General features: G+C 48.1%; 15 protein-coding genes and 1 riboswitch. Of the genes, 13 read left to right on the plus strand and 2 right to left on the minus strand.

Annotation, left to right across the window (positions count from 1 at the left end):
* The first annotated feature begins 7 nt into the window (after positions 1–7).
* Positions 8–715, plus strand: coding sequence for a hypothetical protein (locus LQ247_RS00885; RefSeq protein ID WP_095291277.1), 708 nt, complete (start codon positions 8–10; stop codon positions 713–715).
* Complete coding sequence (locus LQ247_RS00890; protein WP_231005432.1) at positions 712–1179, plus strand: DUF2716 domain-containing protein; 468 nt, start codon at positions 712–714, stop codon at positions 1177–1179. The genes LQ247_RS00885 and LQ247_RS00890 overlap by 4 nt, the downstream gene beginning before the upstream one ends.
* Before the next feature lie 43 nt (positions 1180–1222).
* Here the strand turns inward: LQ247_RS00890 and LQ247_RS00895 are convergent, their stop codons facing one another.
* Entirely contained in the window at positions 1223–3403 is a 2181-nt protein-coding gene (locus tag LQ247_RS00895) for an ArnT family glycosyltransferase (RefSeq protein WP_231005651.1), read from the minus strand.
* A gap of 214 nt (positions 3404–3617) precedes the next feature.
* Here LQ247_RS00895 and yhfH point away from each other — a divergent pair, with 214 nt between their 5' ends.
* The 3 genes from yhfH to aceA are packed head-to-tail and all read left to right on the plus strand — an operon-like array spanning position 3618 to position 6673.
* Complete coding sequence (yhfH, locus tag LQ247_RS00900) at positions 3618–3755, plus strand: protein YhfH (RefSeq protein ID WP_023856901.1); 138 nt, start codon at positions 3618–3620, stop codon at positions 3753–3755.
* A gap of 42 nt (positions 3756–3797) precedes the next feature.
* Entirely contained in the window at positions 3798–5387 is a 1590-nt protein-coding gene (aceB, locus tag LQ247_RS00905) for a malate synthase A (protein WP_231005434.1), read from the plus strand.
* Between the two features lie 14 nt (positions 5388–5401).
* Positions 5402–6673, plus strand: coding sequence for an isocitrate lyase (aceA, locus tag LQ247_RS00910; protein WP_105981315.1), 1272 nt, complete (start codon positions 5402–5404; stop codon positions 6671–6673).
* 50 nt (positions 6674–6723) lie between these two features.
* Here the strand turns inward: aceA and LQ247_RS00915 are convergent, their stop codons facing one another.
* Positions 6724–6882: a hypothetical protein gene (locus LQ247_RS00915; protein WP_020453503.1), complete on the minus strand. Its 159-nt coding sequence runs from the start codon at positions 6880–6882 to the stop codon at positions 6724–6726.
* A gap of 204 nt (positions 6883–7086) precedes the next feature.
* A riboswitch (TPP riboswitch) is annotated at positions 7087–7191 on the plus strand.
* 113 nt (positions 7192–7304) lie between these two features.
* Between LQ247_RS00915 and tenA the strand changes: the two genes are divergently transcribed.
* From tenA to LQ247_RS00955, 8 genes are all read left to right on the plus strand, one after another.
* Positions 7305–7991 (plus strand): thiaminase II, encoded by a 687-nt coding sequence (gene tenA / locus LQ247_RS00920; RefSeq protein ID WP_101561298.1) that lies wholly within the window; start codon positions 7305–7307, stop codon positions 7989–7991.
* A complete protein-coding gene (locus LQ247_RS00925; protein WP_020453501.1) occupies positions 7988–8587 on the plus strand; it encodes an ECF transporter S component in 600 nt (199 codons plus the stop codon). Before tenA ends, LQ247_RS00925 begins: the two co-directional genes overlap by 4 nt.
* The gene (locus tag LQ247_RS00930) at positions 8562–10154 is read left to right on the plus strand and encodes an ABC transporter ATP-binding protein (RefSeq protein ID WP_231005436.1); all 1593 of its coding nucleotides are present in this window, start codon (positions 8562–8564) and stop codon (positions 10152–10154) included. The genes LQ247_RS00925 and LQ247_RS00930 overlap by 26 nt, the downstream gene beginning before the upstream one ends.
* Positions 10151–10885: an energy-coupling factor transporter transmembrane component T family protein gene (locus LQ247_RS00935; RefSeq protein ID WP_023856906.1), complete on the plus strand. Its 735-nt coding sequence runs from the start codon at positions 10151–10153 to the stop codon at positions 10883–10885. The genes LQ247_RS00930 and LQ247_RS00935 overlap by 4 nt, the downstream gene beginning before the upstream one ends.
* Before the next feature lie 182 nt (positions 10886–11067).
* Complete coding sequence (gene licT, locus LQ247_RS00940) at positions 11068–11901, plus strand: BglG family transcription antiterminator LicT (protein ID WP_023856907.1); 834 nt, start codon at positions 11068–11070, stop codon at positions 11899–11901.
* A gap of 311 nt (positions 11902–12212) precedes the next feature.
* Positions 12213–14072, plus strand: a complete 1860-nt coding sequence (locus tag LQ247_RS00945; protein ID WP_231005438.1) for a PTS beta-glucoside transporter subunit IIBCA — start codon at positions 12213–12215, stop codon at positions 14070–14072.
* Positions 14062–15480, plus strand: coding sequence for a glycoside hydrolase family 1 protein (locus LQ247_RS00950; protein ID WP_020453496.1), 1419 nt, complete (start codon positions 14062–14064; stop codon positions 15478–15480). Before LQ247_RS00945 ends, LQ247_RS00950 begins: the two co-directional genes overlap by 11 nt.
* A gap of 167 nt (positions 15481–15647) precedes the next feature.
* Positions 15648–16100 (plus strand): AraC family transcriptional regulator, encoded by a 453-nt coding sequence (locus tag LQ247_RS00955; RefSeq protein ID WP_101561545.1) that lies wholly within the window; start codon positions 15648–15650, stop codon positions 16098–16100.
* Positions 16101–16166 lie beyond the last annotated feature (66 nt).

Raw genomic sequence — 16166 nt, forward strand, 5'->3', positions numbered from 1 at the left:
AACTGACATGTTTTTAAAAGAGGTACAGATGGTCGATGAATATGGGAAAGGTTTGCAAGGCGAGTCAACATGTATCACAGAGATGTTTTTGTGGGAGCTGGGTAAAACGTTTAAAACGAACGACTGTCAAGCGATTTTCTTTATATGCGGTGACTTTGAAGAGATGAAACTGGTAAAAACAGTTCAGGAAGAACCTGATATGCTTTGTCCAAAACACAGTTATGAAGCGGAGATTCCTTTTGATATGCCAGCTTTCCAAAAGCTGCAGAGTTACGAGAAAAAAGTGATGATGGCAGGTGTACTGAAAGAAGCGATGCTGTTTGTAGCGGAACAACGCAACTGGGATAAAGCGGCTGTTGCTAAGGCTTTTGCAAATATGAGGAAGAAAGATTACAAACACCAGTTTAAAGCATGGCGGCCAAAGATGAGTCCGAATTTTAAATTAAAGGCGTACCCTCTGGTCGAGCTTGATATATACTCGTTCAGATTATATTTAGTGATTGAAGACAGAAAGAAAAATGTGATTGCAAAAGGACTGGCGGCTGCAACAGAAACTTTTATTGAGGACATCGCATACTATATGAACAGGCTGGAATGGCTGTCGGATGATGAAGCGGTGATATATACAATGGCCCACAAGCATTCATATTTCAGTCTGCGGGTAAACGGGAGCAGCAAATTTGTCAAACAGCAAAAGGAGAACGATACCCAATGAGCTGGACCGTTTTAAGCAGCCGGGAAAATGATAAAGTGTGGACAAAGGTGAATCGGGTCGTCAAATGGAAACCCGGCCTTCAATGTTCAAGGATGAAGCCGCCGCGGCCGTATATTGTCTATGATGTGTCCACAGGGTTTAAAGCAGACGGCCGGTTCCTTGCCGATTTGGAGGAGAAGATGATCGGCGCCTTCAAGGCGTGTACAGATCCGCTGGAGACGGTGTACGCACTCTATTGGCAGCATGAAGGATATATGTTTTATCCGCACGGACCGCTTCCTAAAGATGAATATGGGGATTGGCCGATTCCGCTCTTTCCGAATGGGGATTACTATTTCTTTTTCCAGCGGGATTTTGAATGGGGCGTGCTTGGCGACCCTTGGCGGCAAACGATGACCCTATATGGAGAAAAACTTCTTGACCATATTGAACATCATCCGCCGGTTATTTTTAGAAAAGCATAATCAAAAGCCCATCGGATGAGTCCGATGGGCTTCCTCATATTTACTACAGCTCAACCTTGTAGAGTGTTTGCTGCTGTCCGCCGCCCGGGCCGCCCCTTGCGCCCTGTTGTGCGGAGCGGTCTGTATTGTTCGTGGTACTGTTGTATTCATCAGACGAAATTTCGGTTCCGTTTTCTTTAATCCAGGAGACGAGCTCACTGTTGCCTGAGTTGTCACTGATTAGAAAGTATTTTATTTTTCCTTCTTTGACGAGGTTTTTCAGCTCACTGACCGACAAGATCGGATCTGTGCCGTTGAAGCCTCCGAGCGCCATGACATTTTCGTCGGCATTAATGATATACGGAGCTGCGGTTACCGTTGTCAATGTCGCGAACAGGTACTCTTCGCCGGTATTATTTTTCCGGAGGTATGTGAGCAATCCTGTGTCCACATCCGAGCTGAACATTCCGCCTCCGTTGGAGCTTTGCAGCTGAGGCCCCGATTCAGGAAGAACGCTGTTTCCTCCGTAAAGGATCGGTGTTGCCGACCAATAGACCGGTGTCAAAAGAAACACGCACAAGCTGATGATGGTGAGCTGCTTTCCGAATGGATGACTTCGCTTCAGCATCAGTAAGGCGATGGTGACACCCAGCCCCAAGAGGCCCATGACATACATCCAGGCGCTGCCGATTTGGCTTGTATATGCGCTTAAAATATACACTTGGAATGCTGCCGTTGTCAGAACGGCCGCCGGCAGCAGATAGCTTGCCCAGTCTTTGTGACTTTTGTAAAGGCCGTACATCGCGTACCATCCGATTCCTGACAGTGCGGCGATCGGCGGTGCCAGCATAATCAAGTAATAGTGGTGAAAGAATCCGGCGATGCTGAAGAACCCGGCAACAGGAACGAGCCATGCAGCCCAAAAGATTGTTTCTTTCATTTCGCCTGCTTTTCCACGGCGGCTGCGGAGCCAGCTGATGATCATGCCGAGCAGTCCGAATAATGCGAATGGAAGCATCCAGCTGATTTGGCCCGATAAAGCAGATTGGAAGAGCCGCAGGGGTCCTGCGTCACCGGTGCCGAACATGTTCATGCTTTGTCCGCTGCCTTGACCTGCACCCGGTCCGCCATTGCCACCGGGCCCGCCGTTGCCTCCACCCGGTCCGCCTCCGGTTGGCGGCTGACTGCCGCCGTTTGCTCCTTGAGAACCGTCATCGGTCGCGTTGCCCGCAGCCGGCGGCTGCATTGCACCGTTTTGTCCATCGGAGCCGTCGGATGAACGGCTTCCGTCTTGAGTTTGCGCATTGCCGTTGGTCGCGCTGCTTGCACCCGGCGGCTGCATCGCGCCATTTTGTCCATTGGAGCTGTCGGCTGCATTGTTCCCGTTCTGAGTGTGTGCATTGCCGTTCGGCTGCTGCATGTCTCCTCTAAAACCGTTCATATCGCCGCGGACGTTGCCCGTCGTCTGGCCGAGCAGCCGCTCTGTGCCGTTGTAGCCGAAAGCCAGTTCAAGCACGGAGTTGGTTTGACTGCTTCCGACATACGGGCGGCTGTCGGCCGATGTATAGTCGACAGCAAGCGCCCAAGAAAGCGAAACGCCGGTGAGAACAATAAGCGATAAAACAGCGGACACAATTTTTTTCTTCCAATTCGCATGGGCCGCGATGAGATAAAACAGCAAGAACGCGGGAAGCACCATGAATGCCTGAAGCATCTTCATATTGAACCCGAGGCCGATGAGGCCAAATGCAGCGAGCAGCCAGAGCAGCCTGCCTTGTTTGACCGCCTTCATCAGGCACCATGTACCAAGAAGGAGCGTGAAGACGAGCATGCTGTCGATATTATTCGTCCGGCTTACGGCAACCGCGATCGGCGTCAGCGCCATCACCAGCGCTGAAATGCGGGCGGCTCCTTTTCCGAATTTCGGTTTAATCAGTGCGTATAGCAGATAGACGGAACCCGCACCTGCAAGCGCCTGCGGCAAAATCACACTCCACGTATGCACGCCGAAAATTTTCGCAAATATGGTCTGAATCCATAAAACGAGGGGCGGCTTATCTACTGATACGAATCCGGAAGAGTCGAATGACGCAAAGAAGAAATTGTGGAAGCTTTGCGTCATGCTTTTGACCGCCGCCAAGTAATACTGGTTGGCGGCATTGTCCTGCCAAATGTTATATGTATTCAGAATAAGAGCTGCCAACAAAATCAGAATCAGAGTGACATCAAGTTGTTTGTTTTTTATTTTCATCATCACTTTCACCTCTTTATGTTCCCTATTCTAGAAGAAAAATATGAACAAGTTATGAATAAAAAGAGAACAATCTATTTTTGTTTGAATGGAAAAAAATAAATATTTTTTGGAAAAAGGTGTGTACTTTTTTCTTTTTGCGCTGTATACTGTACTACAACAGAAATAAAAAATATAAAACTGTTCTATAAAAAGGAGAGTGACACAAATGAGCTTGAAAAGTCCGATGGAATTTTTCAGAACGCTTCCAAAAAAAACTTGCCCTGAATGCGGTGAAAAGATGGAGGAGCAGGCTGAATCTTACTTTATGGAATGTGAGCGCTGTCTTTCCAAAAAAGGCGAGTAAGCAAACTGTTTTATAACAATGCATGTAAAGGGGTAGGGAGACATGAAAACAGAGGAGAAGAGAACTCAGATAACCGGATCGATGAATCCGCAGTATGAAGAGATTTTGACAAAAGAAGCGCTGGAGTTTATCGGACGTCTTGAACGACATTTCGGGGGAAGAAGACGGGAATTGCTGCATTTGCGAACGATCAGGCAGGCTGAAATTGATCAAGGGAAGAATCCGGGTTTTTTGGCGGAAACGAAGCACATCCGCGAGGCGGAGTGGACGGTCGCGCCGCTCCCCCGGGATTTGGAGGACCGCAGGGTTGAAATCACTGGCCCGGTCGACAGAAAAATGGTCATCAATGCTTTAAATTCAGGAGCGAAAGTCTTTATGGCCGACTTTGAAGATGCGAACTCGCCAACGTGGAAAAACTGCCTTGACGGCCAGGTTAATTTACGGGACGCGGTTCGCGGGACGATTTCCTTTACGAATGAACAAGGCAACCGCTATGAACTGAAAGAAAACCCCGCCGTCATCATTGTAAGGCCGAGGGGATGGCACTTGGAAGAAAAGCATGTGCTGATCGGCGGCAAGCCCGTGTCAGCAAGCCTGTTCGATTTTGGCCTTTATTTTTTCCATAATGCAAAAGAGCTGATAAAAAAAGGAAGCGGTCCTTATTTCTATCTTCCAAAAATCGAAAACCATCTGGAAGCAAGGCTGTGGAACGACGTGTTTGTGTATGCGCAAAACGACTTGCGCATTCCGCAGGGGACGATTAAAGCGACGGTTCTCGTTGAAACGATCCTGGCGGCTTTTGAAATGGATGAAATCCTCTATGAATTGAAGGAGCATTCAGCCGGACTTAACTGCGGCAGGTGGGATTATATTTTCAGCTTTATTAAGAAATTCAGGAACAGGGAAGACGTCATTCTTCCAGACCGCTCAGCCGTGACGATGACGGTTCCAAACATGAGAGCGTACTCCCTCTTGGCGATTCAAACGTGTCATAAACGCAACGTCCATGCGATCGGGGGAATGGCGGCGCAAATTCCCGCTAAAGACAAACCTGAGATCAATGAAGCCGCATTTGCCAAAATCCGCGAAGATAAGGAACGTGAAGTAAAAGACGGCCATGACGGAACATGGATCGCGCATCCCGGCATGATTCAAACGGCGCTCGATGTATTCAATCAGCATATGCCGTCGGCGAACCAGATTCATAGAAAGCGGGAAGACGTAAAGGTCGAGGAAAAAGACTTGCTGGAAGTACCGAAAGGCCGGATTACAGAAGCAGGCGTCCGTACCAATATCAGCGCCGGCATCCGCTATTTAGCTTCATGGCTGTCGGGCAGAGGCGCCGCTCCGATCGACCACTTAATGGAGGACGCAGCAACGGCGGAGATTTCCAGAGCCCAGCTTTGGCAATGGATTCGCCATCCGAAAGGGGTTCTTGACGATGGCCGGAAAGTCAACGCCGAAATGGTCAAGATGATGAAAGAGGAAGAAATGCAGAAAATCTTCGAAGAAGCCGGCATAGAACATTTTCGGAGCGGCCGGTTCGAAGAGGCCGGACAGTTATTTGAACAGCTGATTTTGGATGATGAATTCGCGGAATTTCTAACGATACCCGCTTATGAAAAAATATGATGGGGGAATGTGCGATGCTGAAAGAAAAACAACTCGCAGAAAGCTGGGAGCATGAAGAACGCTGGAAAGGGATCACAAGGCCGTATCAGGCGGCTGACGTTATTCGGCTGAGAGGCACGCTTGAGATTGAATACACGATTGCAAGGCGCGGCGCCGAAAAGCTATGGAAGCTTCTCCACACAGAGGATTTCGTCCCGGCGCTGGGCGCTTTGACCGGAAACCAAGCCATGCAGCAAGTAAAAGCCGGATTGAAAGCGATTTATTTAAGCGGTTGGCAGGTGGCTGCTGATGCCAATTTGTCAGGGAGCATGTATCCTGACCAAAGCCTTTATCCGGCAAACAGCGTGCCGGAAGTTGTCAAAAAAATTAACCGCACGCTGCAGCGCGCCGATCAAATCCATCATATGGAAGGGAAAGAAGACATCGATTGGTTTGCCCCGATTGTGGCCGACGCTGAAGCAGGCTTCGGCGGACAGCTGAATGTGTTCGAGCTGATGAAAGGTATGATTGAAGCCGGCGCCGCGGGAGTTCACTTTGAAGACCAGTTGTCGTCTGAGAAAAAGTGCGGGCATTTGGGCGGGAAAGTGCTGCTTCCGACGCAAACGGCGGTGCGTAATTTGATTGCCGCGCGCCTCGCCGCAGACGTGATGGGAGTCCCGACCATTCTTATTGCCCGTACGGACGCGAATGCGGCCGACCTGATCACAAGCGACGTCGATTCATATGATGCGCCGTTTTTGACGGGAGAGCGAACAGCGGAAGGGTTCTTCAAAACAAAGCCGGGTCTTGATCAGGCGATTGCGAGAGGTTTGGCGTATGCGCCGTATGCCGATTTGATCTGGTGTGAAACGTCTGAGCCGAATATTGAAGAAGCCCGCCGGTTTGCACAGGCGATCCATGAAAAATTCCCGGGCAAACTGCTCGCCTACAACTGCTCCCCTTCGTTCAACTGGAAGGCCAAACTGGATGACAACACCATCTTGAACTTCCAGAAACAGCTCAGTGAAATGGGCTATAAATTTCAATTTGTCACACTGGCAGGCTTCCACGCCTTAAACCACGGCATGTTTGAATTGGCCCGCCAATATAAGCACCGCGGAATGGCGGCGTATTCTGATCTGCAGCAGGCCGAGTTTGCCAGCGAAGTCCACGGCTATACGGCGACAAGGCATCAGCGCGAAGTCGGAACGAGCTACTTTGATGAAGTCGCCCAGGTTGTGACAGGCGGGACTTCATCAACCACTGCACTGAAGGGATCGACTGAAGCGGAACAATTTCAATCCTAAAAACGTAAAAAGCCGCCCGTCATGGGGCGGCTTGCTTGTTGTCTATCAAGTTAGCAATTGACATCATTGGAAGGGGCGGTAAAAGGGTTTTCCCTAATAACAGTCAGTGTCTGATGATTCTTGTTGTTTCTTTTGGCCGGCCGGTTGTCTTTGCTGAAAGAATAGAACAAATACACAGCCATTGTCAAAATCAAGATAAACATCATCATAAATATCCCCTCCAAATTTTTTTGTCTTCACTATATTAGACGAACAAGCCTGCAAAAGGTTTCAGAAAATTAACATTTTTCCATAAATATTTTTACCCGCTGCATCTTCTGTATGAAACCCGGCGGTTCTATACAAGAATAAAACTGAAAAACTCAGGTTGACATCATAATCATTGATGTGTAGAGTAAAAGTTAATGTAATAGGAAGTCCACTAGGGGAGCCGTAAGCCGGCTGAGACAAGAAGCGATCTTGGACCCTTTGAACCTGATCTAGTTCATACTAGCGTAGGGAAGTGGAGCCGGTGTCTTTATGATTTCATCATACAAAGGCCGCTCCATTTTGGGGCGGCTTTTTTGCGTAAAAAGCGGCTCGCTCCCCCTGTGCCTTCCTTATAAAACCGATTGCTGAGGAGGCTATCTACATGAGTTTTTCTGCAGAACTTCGCCGCGAGGCAAACCCTATTTTTGAAGCCATTTTTGAGCATCCGTTTGTATTGGGACTGGCGTCCGGCAAGCTGAAAAAGGAGCAGCTTATTCATTATGTGAAGCAAGATTACGAGTATTTGAACGCTTTTATTCAAATCTACGGAATTGCAATTTCCAAGTGTCAAAACCGGAAAGACATGGAGATGTTTCATGAGCAGATTTCATTTGTATTAAACAGCGAAGTGCACCCGCACAACAACCTGTGCCGGGCCGCGGGGGTGGAGTATGAATCTCTGCAGGGCTATCCGCTTGCGCCTTCTGCCCATCATTATATCCACCATATGCTGACGGCGGCGCACGAAGGCACGCTGGGAGAGATATTAGCCGTCTTGCTGCCTTGTCCGTGGACATATTGGGAGATCGGAAAAAAACTGATGATGGACGTTCAGCCTGACCCGTCGCATCCATTTTATGACTGGATCTGTTTTTACGGAGACAGAACCGATTCAATCACGACGAAGTTTTGCGCCCGCCTGGATGAATGGGCCGAAACAGCGGGCAAGGCTGAAAAAGAAAAAATGAAGGAGCTTTTTTTGCAAAGCTGTCAGCTTGAATACGGCTTTTGGGAGATGGCTTATACAGTTGAAGATTGGCCTGTGGAAATGGAGGCGGTGAGACGATGAATTGGAACATGAAAGAAGTCGTGATGGCAGTGATCTTGTCCGTTGCATGCGGCGTCATTTACTTAGGATGGTCCACCTTGTGGATCCCTGTTTCAGCAATTGTCGGGCCTGTCGGAGCGAACTTTATGTTCGGCATTTGGGTGATCGCCAGCCCGATTGTCGCTTATATCATCCGTAAACCGGGTGCGGCGCTGATTGCCGAGACGGCAGCTGCGGCGGTCGAACTGCTGACCGGAAGCCACTTTGGACTGTCAGCATTATTAATCGGTGTGTTCCAGGGAGCCGGTGCGGAAATCGCTTTTGCGATCTTTCGCTATAAGCGTTACAACTTGTTTACCCTTATGCTTTCCGGTGCGCTTGCCGCGGTCGGAAGCATGACATACAGCCTGATGGCGAACGGTTTTGCCTACTATACGACGCAAACGCTGATCATGACGCTTATCATCCAAATTATCAGCGGCATTGTACTCGGCGGCTGGCTGGCAAAAGCCGTTGTCGAAGCGCTTGCGAAAACGGGAGTCCTGAATCAGTATGAGATCATGAAGGAACAGCGGAAGAAGGATGATGCCGATGCGTTCATTTCTCGGATGCAGTAACCTTTCCGTCCGTTTTTATCATCGTCCTGAAACAGTCCTAGACCGGGTCTCGCTGTCGATTGGGCAGGGAGAGAAAGTGCTGATACTCGGTCCGAGCGGAAGCGGCAAATCGACACTGTTGTCCGTGCTTTCCGGCATCATTCCTGAACATGTCGAAGCTGAGGTCAGCGGAGAGGTCAATCGCAGAAAGAGCGCCGGCGTTATGTTTCAGGATCCGGATTCGCAGTTCTGCATGCTTCATGTTGATGAGGAAATCGCTTTTAGCCTAGAAAACCGGTCCGTCTCCCCAAAAGATATGGACGGCATCATCTCGGAGCTGATGGAGCAAGTCGGATTAAAGATAGATAAGAAAACGCCGATCGAAACCTTGTCAGGCGGTATGAAGCAGAGACTGGCATTAGCGTGCCTGCTCGCTCTGGAGCCTGAAGTGCTGTTTTTTGACGAGCCGACGGCGCAGCTGGACCCGGCCAGCCGGAAAGACATCTTTGCCTTGCTTCGTAACGTTTCACGAAAAAGCGGACAGACGATGGTGTTCATCGAACACGTGCTGGACGGCTGTATCGAGTGGATGGACCGCGTCATTCTTTTCAATGGAAAGGGACAGATCATCGCTGACGGAAAGCCGGAAGAAATCGTGAAACATTTTCAGCCGGAGATGAAAGCGGCGGGCATCTGGCAGCCGAAACTGTACCCTGCGGTATGGGAAGATGTCATCACACAAGATGATCATCCGCTCGCCGTCAAGCTCTCTTCTACATTGAAAATGAAAGAGGAGGAGGCGAAAAACAGGCCTGCAGCTGACAGAGACATATTGATCCGCGCAAACGACGCGGCGATCGGCTATCGGAAAAAGATCGTTGCCGACGGCATCACCCTTGAGATTCCAAGGGGAGAATGGATTTCGGTCATCGGCGAGAACGGGAGCGGAAAGAGTACGTTTTTAAAAAGTCTGATCAGGCTTGAAGCCGTCAAAAAAGGGCGCCTTTATCTTGAGGATCGGGAGCTGAAGAAATGGTCCGACCGTACGCTCTATGAGAAGGCCGGCTTTGTTTTTCAAAATCCCGAGCTTCAATTTATTCGGGACACGGTGTTTGACGAGATCGCGTTCGGGGCGAGGCAGCGGGGATGGCCGGAGGACCGGGTCGAAAAGAAAACGGCTGAATTGCTGCGGGAATTCGGACTTGACGCTCATCAAAAAGTGCACCCCTTTACATTAAGCCTCGGGCAGAAACGGCGTTTAAGCGTTGCGACAATGCTTTTGTTTGACCAGGATCTGCTGCTGCTTGACGAGCCGACATTCGGTCAGGACGAAAGGACGGCGCAAGAATTAATCAAGCGGTTAAAGGAACGGCAGGAACGGGGAACGACGATTGTGATGGTGACGCACGACATGGACATCGTAGATGAGCATTCCGGCCGTGTCGTCGTGTTTCATCAAGGGAAAGCGGCATTTCAAGGAACGCCGTATCGATTATTTTCTGATCAAGGCCTCGTCCGCCGCTTTTCATTGATACCGCCGCTTCATTACCGGTTCATGCATGAAAGAAAGGAGAGGGTTCCCGTATGAAAAGCAATGGTTCACTTCTTTCGGCATTGAACCCGAGCGCCAAGCTCTTTTCCCACCTCCTGGTCATGTGCTTGCTCATGTTTGTTTCAAATCCGAAACCGACTCTATTCATTTGGCTGTTTGCGGTTGCCGTCGGAATTTTTTTCGGGGGATGGACTTTGTCTTATTTAAGTAAGCGGCTGTTGCCTTATCTCGTCTTTTTTATTCTCGTCTTTTGGATGATGGCCGCTTTTGGAAAAGGCGAGGAAACGATTTGGGAATGGGCCTGGTTCCGTGTCACCGAGGAAAGCGTCGGCAATGGGCTGACAATCGCGCTCCGGATGCTCGGCTTTGTCACATACGGTCTTTTGTTTACATCAACAACCGATTTGACGCAGTTTATTATGAGCCTGATTCATCAATGCAGGCTGTCGCCTAAATGGGCTTATGGCTTGCTGGCCGGCTTCCGTTTTGTCCCGCTTTTTCAGTCTGAGCTTTCGCAAATGAAGGCGGCGCACAAAATCAGGGGCTATAAGCAAAAAAACAGCTGGAAGGCGTTTATTCGCTATGCGCTGCCTTTGTTTTCGCAAGGCATCCGCAAGTCGGAAAGAATCGCCGTTGCCATGGAAGCGAGAGGGTTTACCGGTGCAAAAGACCGCACCTACTATCAAACAGCGCGGCTTTCCGGAAAAGACTTCGTTTATTTTGCGGGTCTGGCGTCAGTCACAGCGGGAATTTTGCTCATTTTTTAAGAGGGTTTTTTACAGGGCCGCACTGCGGCTTTTTTTTTATAAATCGGGCATTCTGCAAAATGTAAATATTTCGGACGTTGACTGAAACATATTGACCTAGGCCAAAAAGATTGTACAATCAATGTGTACCATATGAAAAAAGAAATATAAAAAATCCCCTTACAAGATGGGAGTGGCGCGATGTGAAAATTGCCAAAGTGATCAACAACAATGTGATCAGTGTTTTAAATGAACAGGGTCAGGAATTAGTGGTCATGGGCAGGGGAATCGCTTTTCAAAAAAAGCCTGGGGAAGCGGTGGATGAATCGAGAATCGAGAAGATTTTCAGGCTTGATAATAAAGATGTATCAGAAAGATTTAAGACGCTGTTGGACGAAATTCCGATCGAATTTATGGAAATGTCTGAAGAAATTATCTCCTATGCGAAATTAAAGCTCGGCAAGAAGCTGAATGACAGCATTTATGTCTCGCTGACCGACCATATTCATTTCGCCGTCGAACGGCATAAAAAGGGTCTGGATATTAAAAACGCCCTGCTTTGGGAGACGAAACGGCTGTATAAAGATGAGTTCGCCATCGGCAAAGAGGCGCTGGCCATCATTGAAAAGAAGACGGGGACAGCTCTTCCGGAGGATGAAGCCGCCTTTATCGCGCTCCATATCGTAAACGCCGAGCTGAATGAAGAAATGCCGAACATCGTCAATATTACGAAAGTCATGCAGGAGATTTTAAGCATCGTCAAATATCACTTTCATATCGATTTTGATGAAGAATCGCTTCACTATTACCGCTTCATTACCCATTTGAAATTTTTCGCGCAGCGGCTGTTCAGCGGAACATATATGGAAAGCCGGGACGACTTTTTATTTGAAACCGTCAAAAATAAGTACCGCGACGCGTATGTCTGCACTAATAAAATCAGACAGTACATCGAAAAAGAATACGGTCATCAGCTGACAAACGAAGAGCTTCTGTATTTGACGATTCATATCGAGCGGGTCGTTCATCAAAAATAGAGGATGATGCTAAAATGAAAGCGTTGACAATTGGATAAATGTATGCTACTTTTTACTTACATCAACTTATACAGGTTGTTAGGATTGTTACTGATCATGCAGGCAAAACCTAAATGACTGTGAGCGGGATTCTTATGCCCTTGTTTTTCACAGTGATTTAGGTTTTTTTATTTTCATCATGTCTTAAAACGGGATTGTTACTGTTCGGCAGGCAAAACCTAAACTAAGCCTTCTTTGTACTGGCTTTAGTTTAGGTTTTTTATTTTTTAACAGCTTAATAGGGCTTTAGGAGAGACAGGAGATGATCAACGATGGATGTTCAATCAATGGCAAAAGAAATTCTGGAGCGCGTCGGCGGGGAGAAGAACGTTGTATCGCTAGTCCATTGCGCGACAAGGCTTCGCTTCAAACTGAAAGACCGTTCCAAAGCAGACAGGGAAGCGCTTGAAAATACGGATGGCGTGGTAACCGTAGTGGAGAGCGGCGGACAATTTCAAGTCGTTATCGGCAATAACGTTCCTGAAGTCTATAAAGAAATCGGCCGGATCTCTCAACTGTTGGAAGGTTCTGCGGCCGATCACAGCCAAAAAGAGAAAGGAAGCCTCGCCGGTAGATTGGTAGATATCGTATCTAGCATTTTCACTCCGCTGCTCGGCGTCATGGCAGGAGCGGGGATTTTAAAAGGCCTGCTTTTGATTTGCACAAACGCCGGCTGGCTCTCGCCGGAAGAGACGACATATACGATTCTATACGCGGCAGCCGACAGCCTGTTTTATTTCCTGCCTTTGCTGCTCGCCGTTACGGCCGCCAAAAAATTTGGAGCGAACCCGTTCATAGCGCTGACGATTGCCGGGGCGCTGATCTATCCAACGATACTCGAACTGAAAAACAGCGGCGCCCAGACGGAGTTTTTCGGCATTCCGGTCGTCTTGATGAATTATACGTCGACCGTTATCCCGATTATCCTTGCCGTATTTGTAATGAGCTATCTTGAAAGATTATGTATGCGCTTTATTCATGAAAGCGTGAAGAACTTTATCACCCCTTTATTATGCCTGACGGTGATGGTGCCGTTAACTTTGATCGTATTCGGACCGCTCGGTGTTTACACAGGAAACGGGATTGCGGCGGCGATTCTGTCCGTTTTTGATGTCAGCCCGATTCTGGCAGGAGCGATTATCGCGGCCTTATGGCAAATCCTTGTCATCTTCGGTATTCACTGGGGGATCGTCCCTGTCATTTTGAACAACATTGCCGTCCACGGCAAGGACTACATCAAACCGGCGACGGCAGCCGCCGTCTTTGCCCAAACAGGAGCTGCGTTTGGTGTCATGCTGAAGACGAAAAACAAGAAGTTGAAAGCATTGGCAGGATCTGCTGCCGTTACCGGGATATTCGGGATTACAGAGCCGGCCGTCTACGGGGTGACACTCAGGCTGAAAAAGCCGTTTGTATGCGGTGTCATCAGTGCGGCGGCAGGCGGAGCCATTATCGGATACTCCGGCAGTGTCGCCCTCGCTTCCGGCGCTCCGGGCTTGTTGACGATTCCGATTTTTTACGGACCGGGCTTTCTCGGCTTTATCATCGGAATTACAGTTTCGTTTGTTTTATCAATTTTGCTCACTTACATTGTCGGCTTTGACGACCCTGTGGAGGAGACGAAAGAGCAGCCCGTTGAAAAAAGCGCCGGTGAACCAATTTGCAGCCCTTTGCAAGGAGAAGTCCTGCCGTTAACAGAAGTATCAGATAAGGTGTTCGCATCGGGAGCGCTTGGAGAAGGAATCGCGGTGCTTCCGTCAAAAGGCGTTGTCACCGCCCCTGCGGACGGCATCGTGACAACGGCATTTCCGACGGGTCACGCATACGGCATAACGTCGGATAGCGGAGCCGAGATTTTGATTCATATCGGAATGGACACGGTCAGACTCGATGGAAGGCACTTCAATTCCAAGGTCGAGCAGGGGCAAAAAGTGAAACGGGGTGATATACTCGCAGAATTCGATCTGGACGCTTTGAAAGAAGAAGGGTTTGACGTGAAAACACCAATCATCGTTACAAATTCCGGTCAATACACGGATATCATTCCAACGGATCAAAAACAGGTGAAAACTGAAGAACCGATCATCACTTTAATTTCATCACCATGGGAGGAAAATAATCATGAAATATAAAACATTAGCTCAATTTCCGGAAGAATTTTTGTGGGGTGCGTCTACTTCCGCTTATCAAGTGGAGGGCGCTTGGGATGAAGATGGAAAAGGGCCTTCTGTCATCGATGCGCGCGAAAGCTACCCGGAAGGGACAACCGATTTTAAAGTCGCAAGCGACCATTACCACCGCTATAAAGAAGATATCGCTTTGTTTGCGGAAATGGGCTTCAAAGCGTACCGTTTTTCGATTGCCTGGACGCGCATCATTCCGGACGGGGACGGCGATATTAATCCGAAGGGCATCGAATTTTACAGCCGTTTGATCGATGAACTCCTGAAATATGGAATCGAACCGATTGTTACGATGTACCACTTTGATCTGCCGAATGCTTTGCAGAAAAAAGGCGGCTGGTCGGACAGGGCCACGATTGACGCCTTTGAAAAGTATGCGAGAATCCTTTTTGAAAGCTACGGAGACCGCGTCAAATACTGGCTGACCATCAACGAGCAAAATATGATGATTCTCCACGGATCTGCACTCGGCACACTTGATCCAAACTTGGAAAACCCGAAAAAAGAGCTATATCAGCAAAACCATCACATGCTTGTCGCACAGGCAAAAGCGATCAAGCTTTGCCATGAGATGCTGCCGGAAGCGAAAATCGGCCCTGCGCCGAATATCGCGCTCATCTATCCTGCTTCTTCGAAACCGGAGGACGTGCTGGCGGCTTTTAACTATAATGCGATCCGCAACTGGCTTTACTTGGATATGGCCGTATTCGGACGGTACAATACAACGGCATGGGCATATATGAAAGAAAAAGACTGCACACCGGTCATCGCCGAAGGAGATATGGATATTCTGCGGTCAGCCAAGCCGGACTTTATCGCGTTTAACTACTATACGTCGCAAACGGCTGAAGCGAGCAGGGATGACGGCAGCGACACGGCTGCCCGAGGCGGCGACCAGCATTTGCAGACGGGAGAAGAAGGCGTATACAGGGGAAGCAGCAATCCGCACTTAAAGAAAAACGCATTTGGCTGGGAGATCGACCCTGTCGGTTTCCGTTCGACGCTGCGCGAGATCTATGACCGCTATCAGCTGCCGCTGATCATCACTGAGAACGGCCTCGGCGCGTTTGATCAGCTTGAAGACGGAGATGTCGTAAATGACGACTACCGCATCGATTATTTAAAGGAACATATCAAGCAAATTCAGCTGGCGATCACGGATGGAGTCGATGTTTTCGGCTACTCCCCATGGTCTGCCATCGACTTGATTTCAACCCATCAAGGCTGTTCAAAACGCTACGGATTTATTTATGTGAACCGCGACGAATTTGATTTGAAAGACTTGCGCCGCATTCGCAAAAAAAGCTTTTACTGGTATAAAGACTTGATTGCTTCAAACGGCGAAACACTAGATTAAACAAAGAAAGAGGATGTTCAGATGATCTCTGAATATCCTCTTTTTTGTTGTGAAAATGATCATTTTAAAAATTTACAGAAAATTTTTAAAATAAAAATGTGATTATTTTTAAAGCATGTTACATTCGAAACGTAACGAACAACAATCAGGAAAGGAAGAAAAAATCTATGACATTCAAAGTTGAAACACTTCCAAACTATCGTATTGCTTATATGCGACGAGTTGGTCCGTACGGTCCTGCCAATATTGAGGTAATGGAGGCATTAAAAAAATGGGCTAAGGAAACAGGTCTTCTTGAGTCTGCCATTCTGTTTGCGATTCCACAGGATAACCCGGAAACAACATCTCCTGATCAGTGTAGATTTGATGCTTGTATTGTGATACCGCATGATTATCAAGTCGATGATTCAGTTTTTGAAGGGGAAATTTCCGGCGGAAAATACCTGATTTATGATGTTAAACATACAGCAGAAGATATTCAAAAAGCATATTCTGATATTTTTTCATCTCTGCAAAACAATGAATTTCAACTGGACAATAGACCAATAATGGAAAAATACACGGGTGATATGGTGAGCAACCCGTATTGTGAAATATGTGTACCTTTAAAATCGGTTTAATTCATTTTCTTGTCCAAACTTTGAATTTATTAAAATTACATTTCCCTTTAACGAGCGTTGCGTTTA

This window comes from Bacillus sp. BS3(2021) (assembly GCF_021043345.1).
In the GTDB taxonomy this organism is placed as follows: Bacteria; Bacillota; Bacilli; order Bacillales; family Bacillaceae; genus Bacillus; species Bacillus paralicheniformis.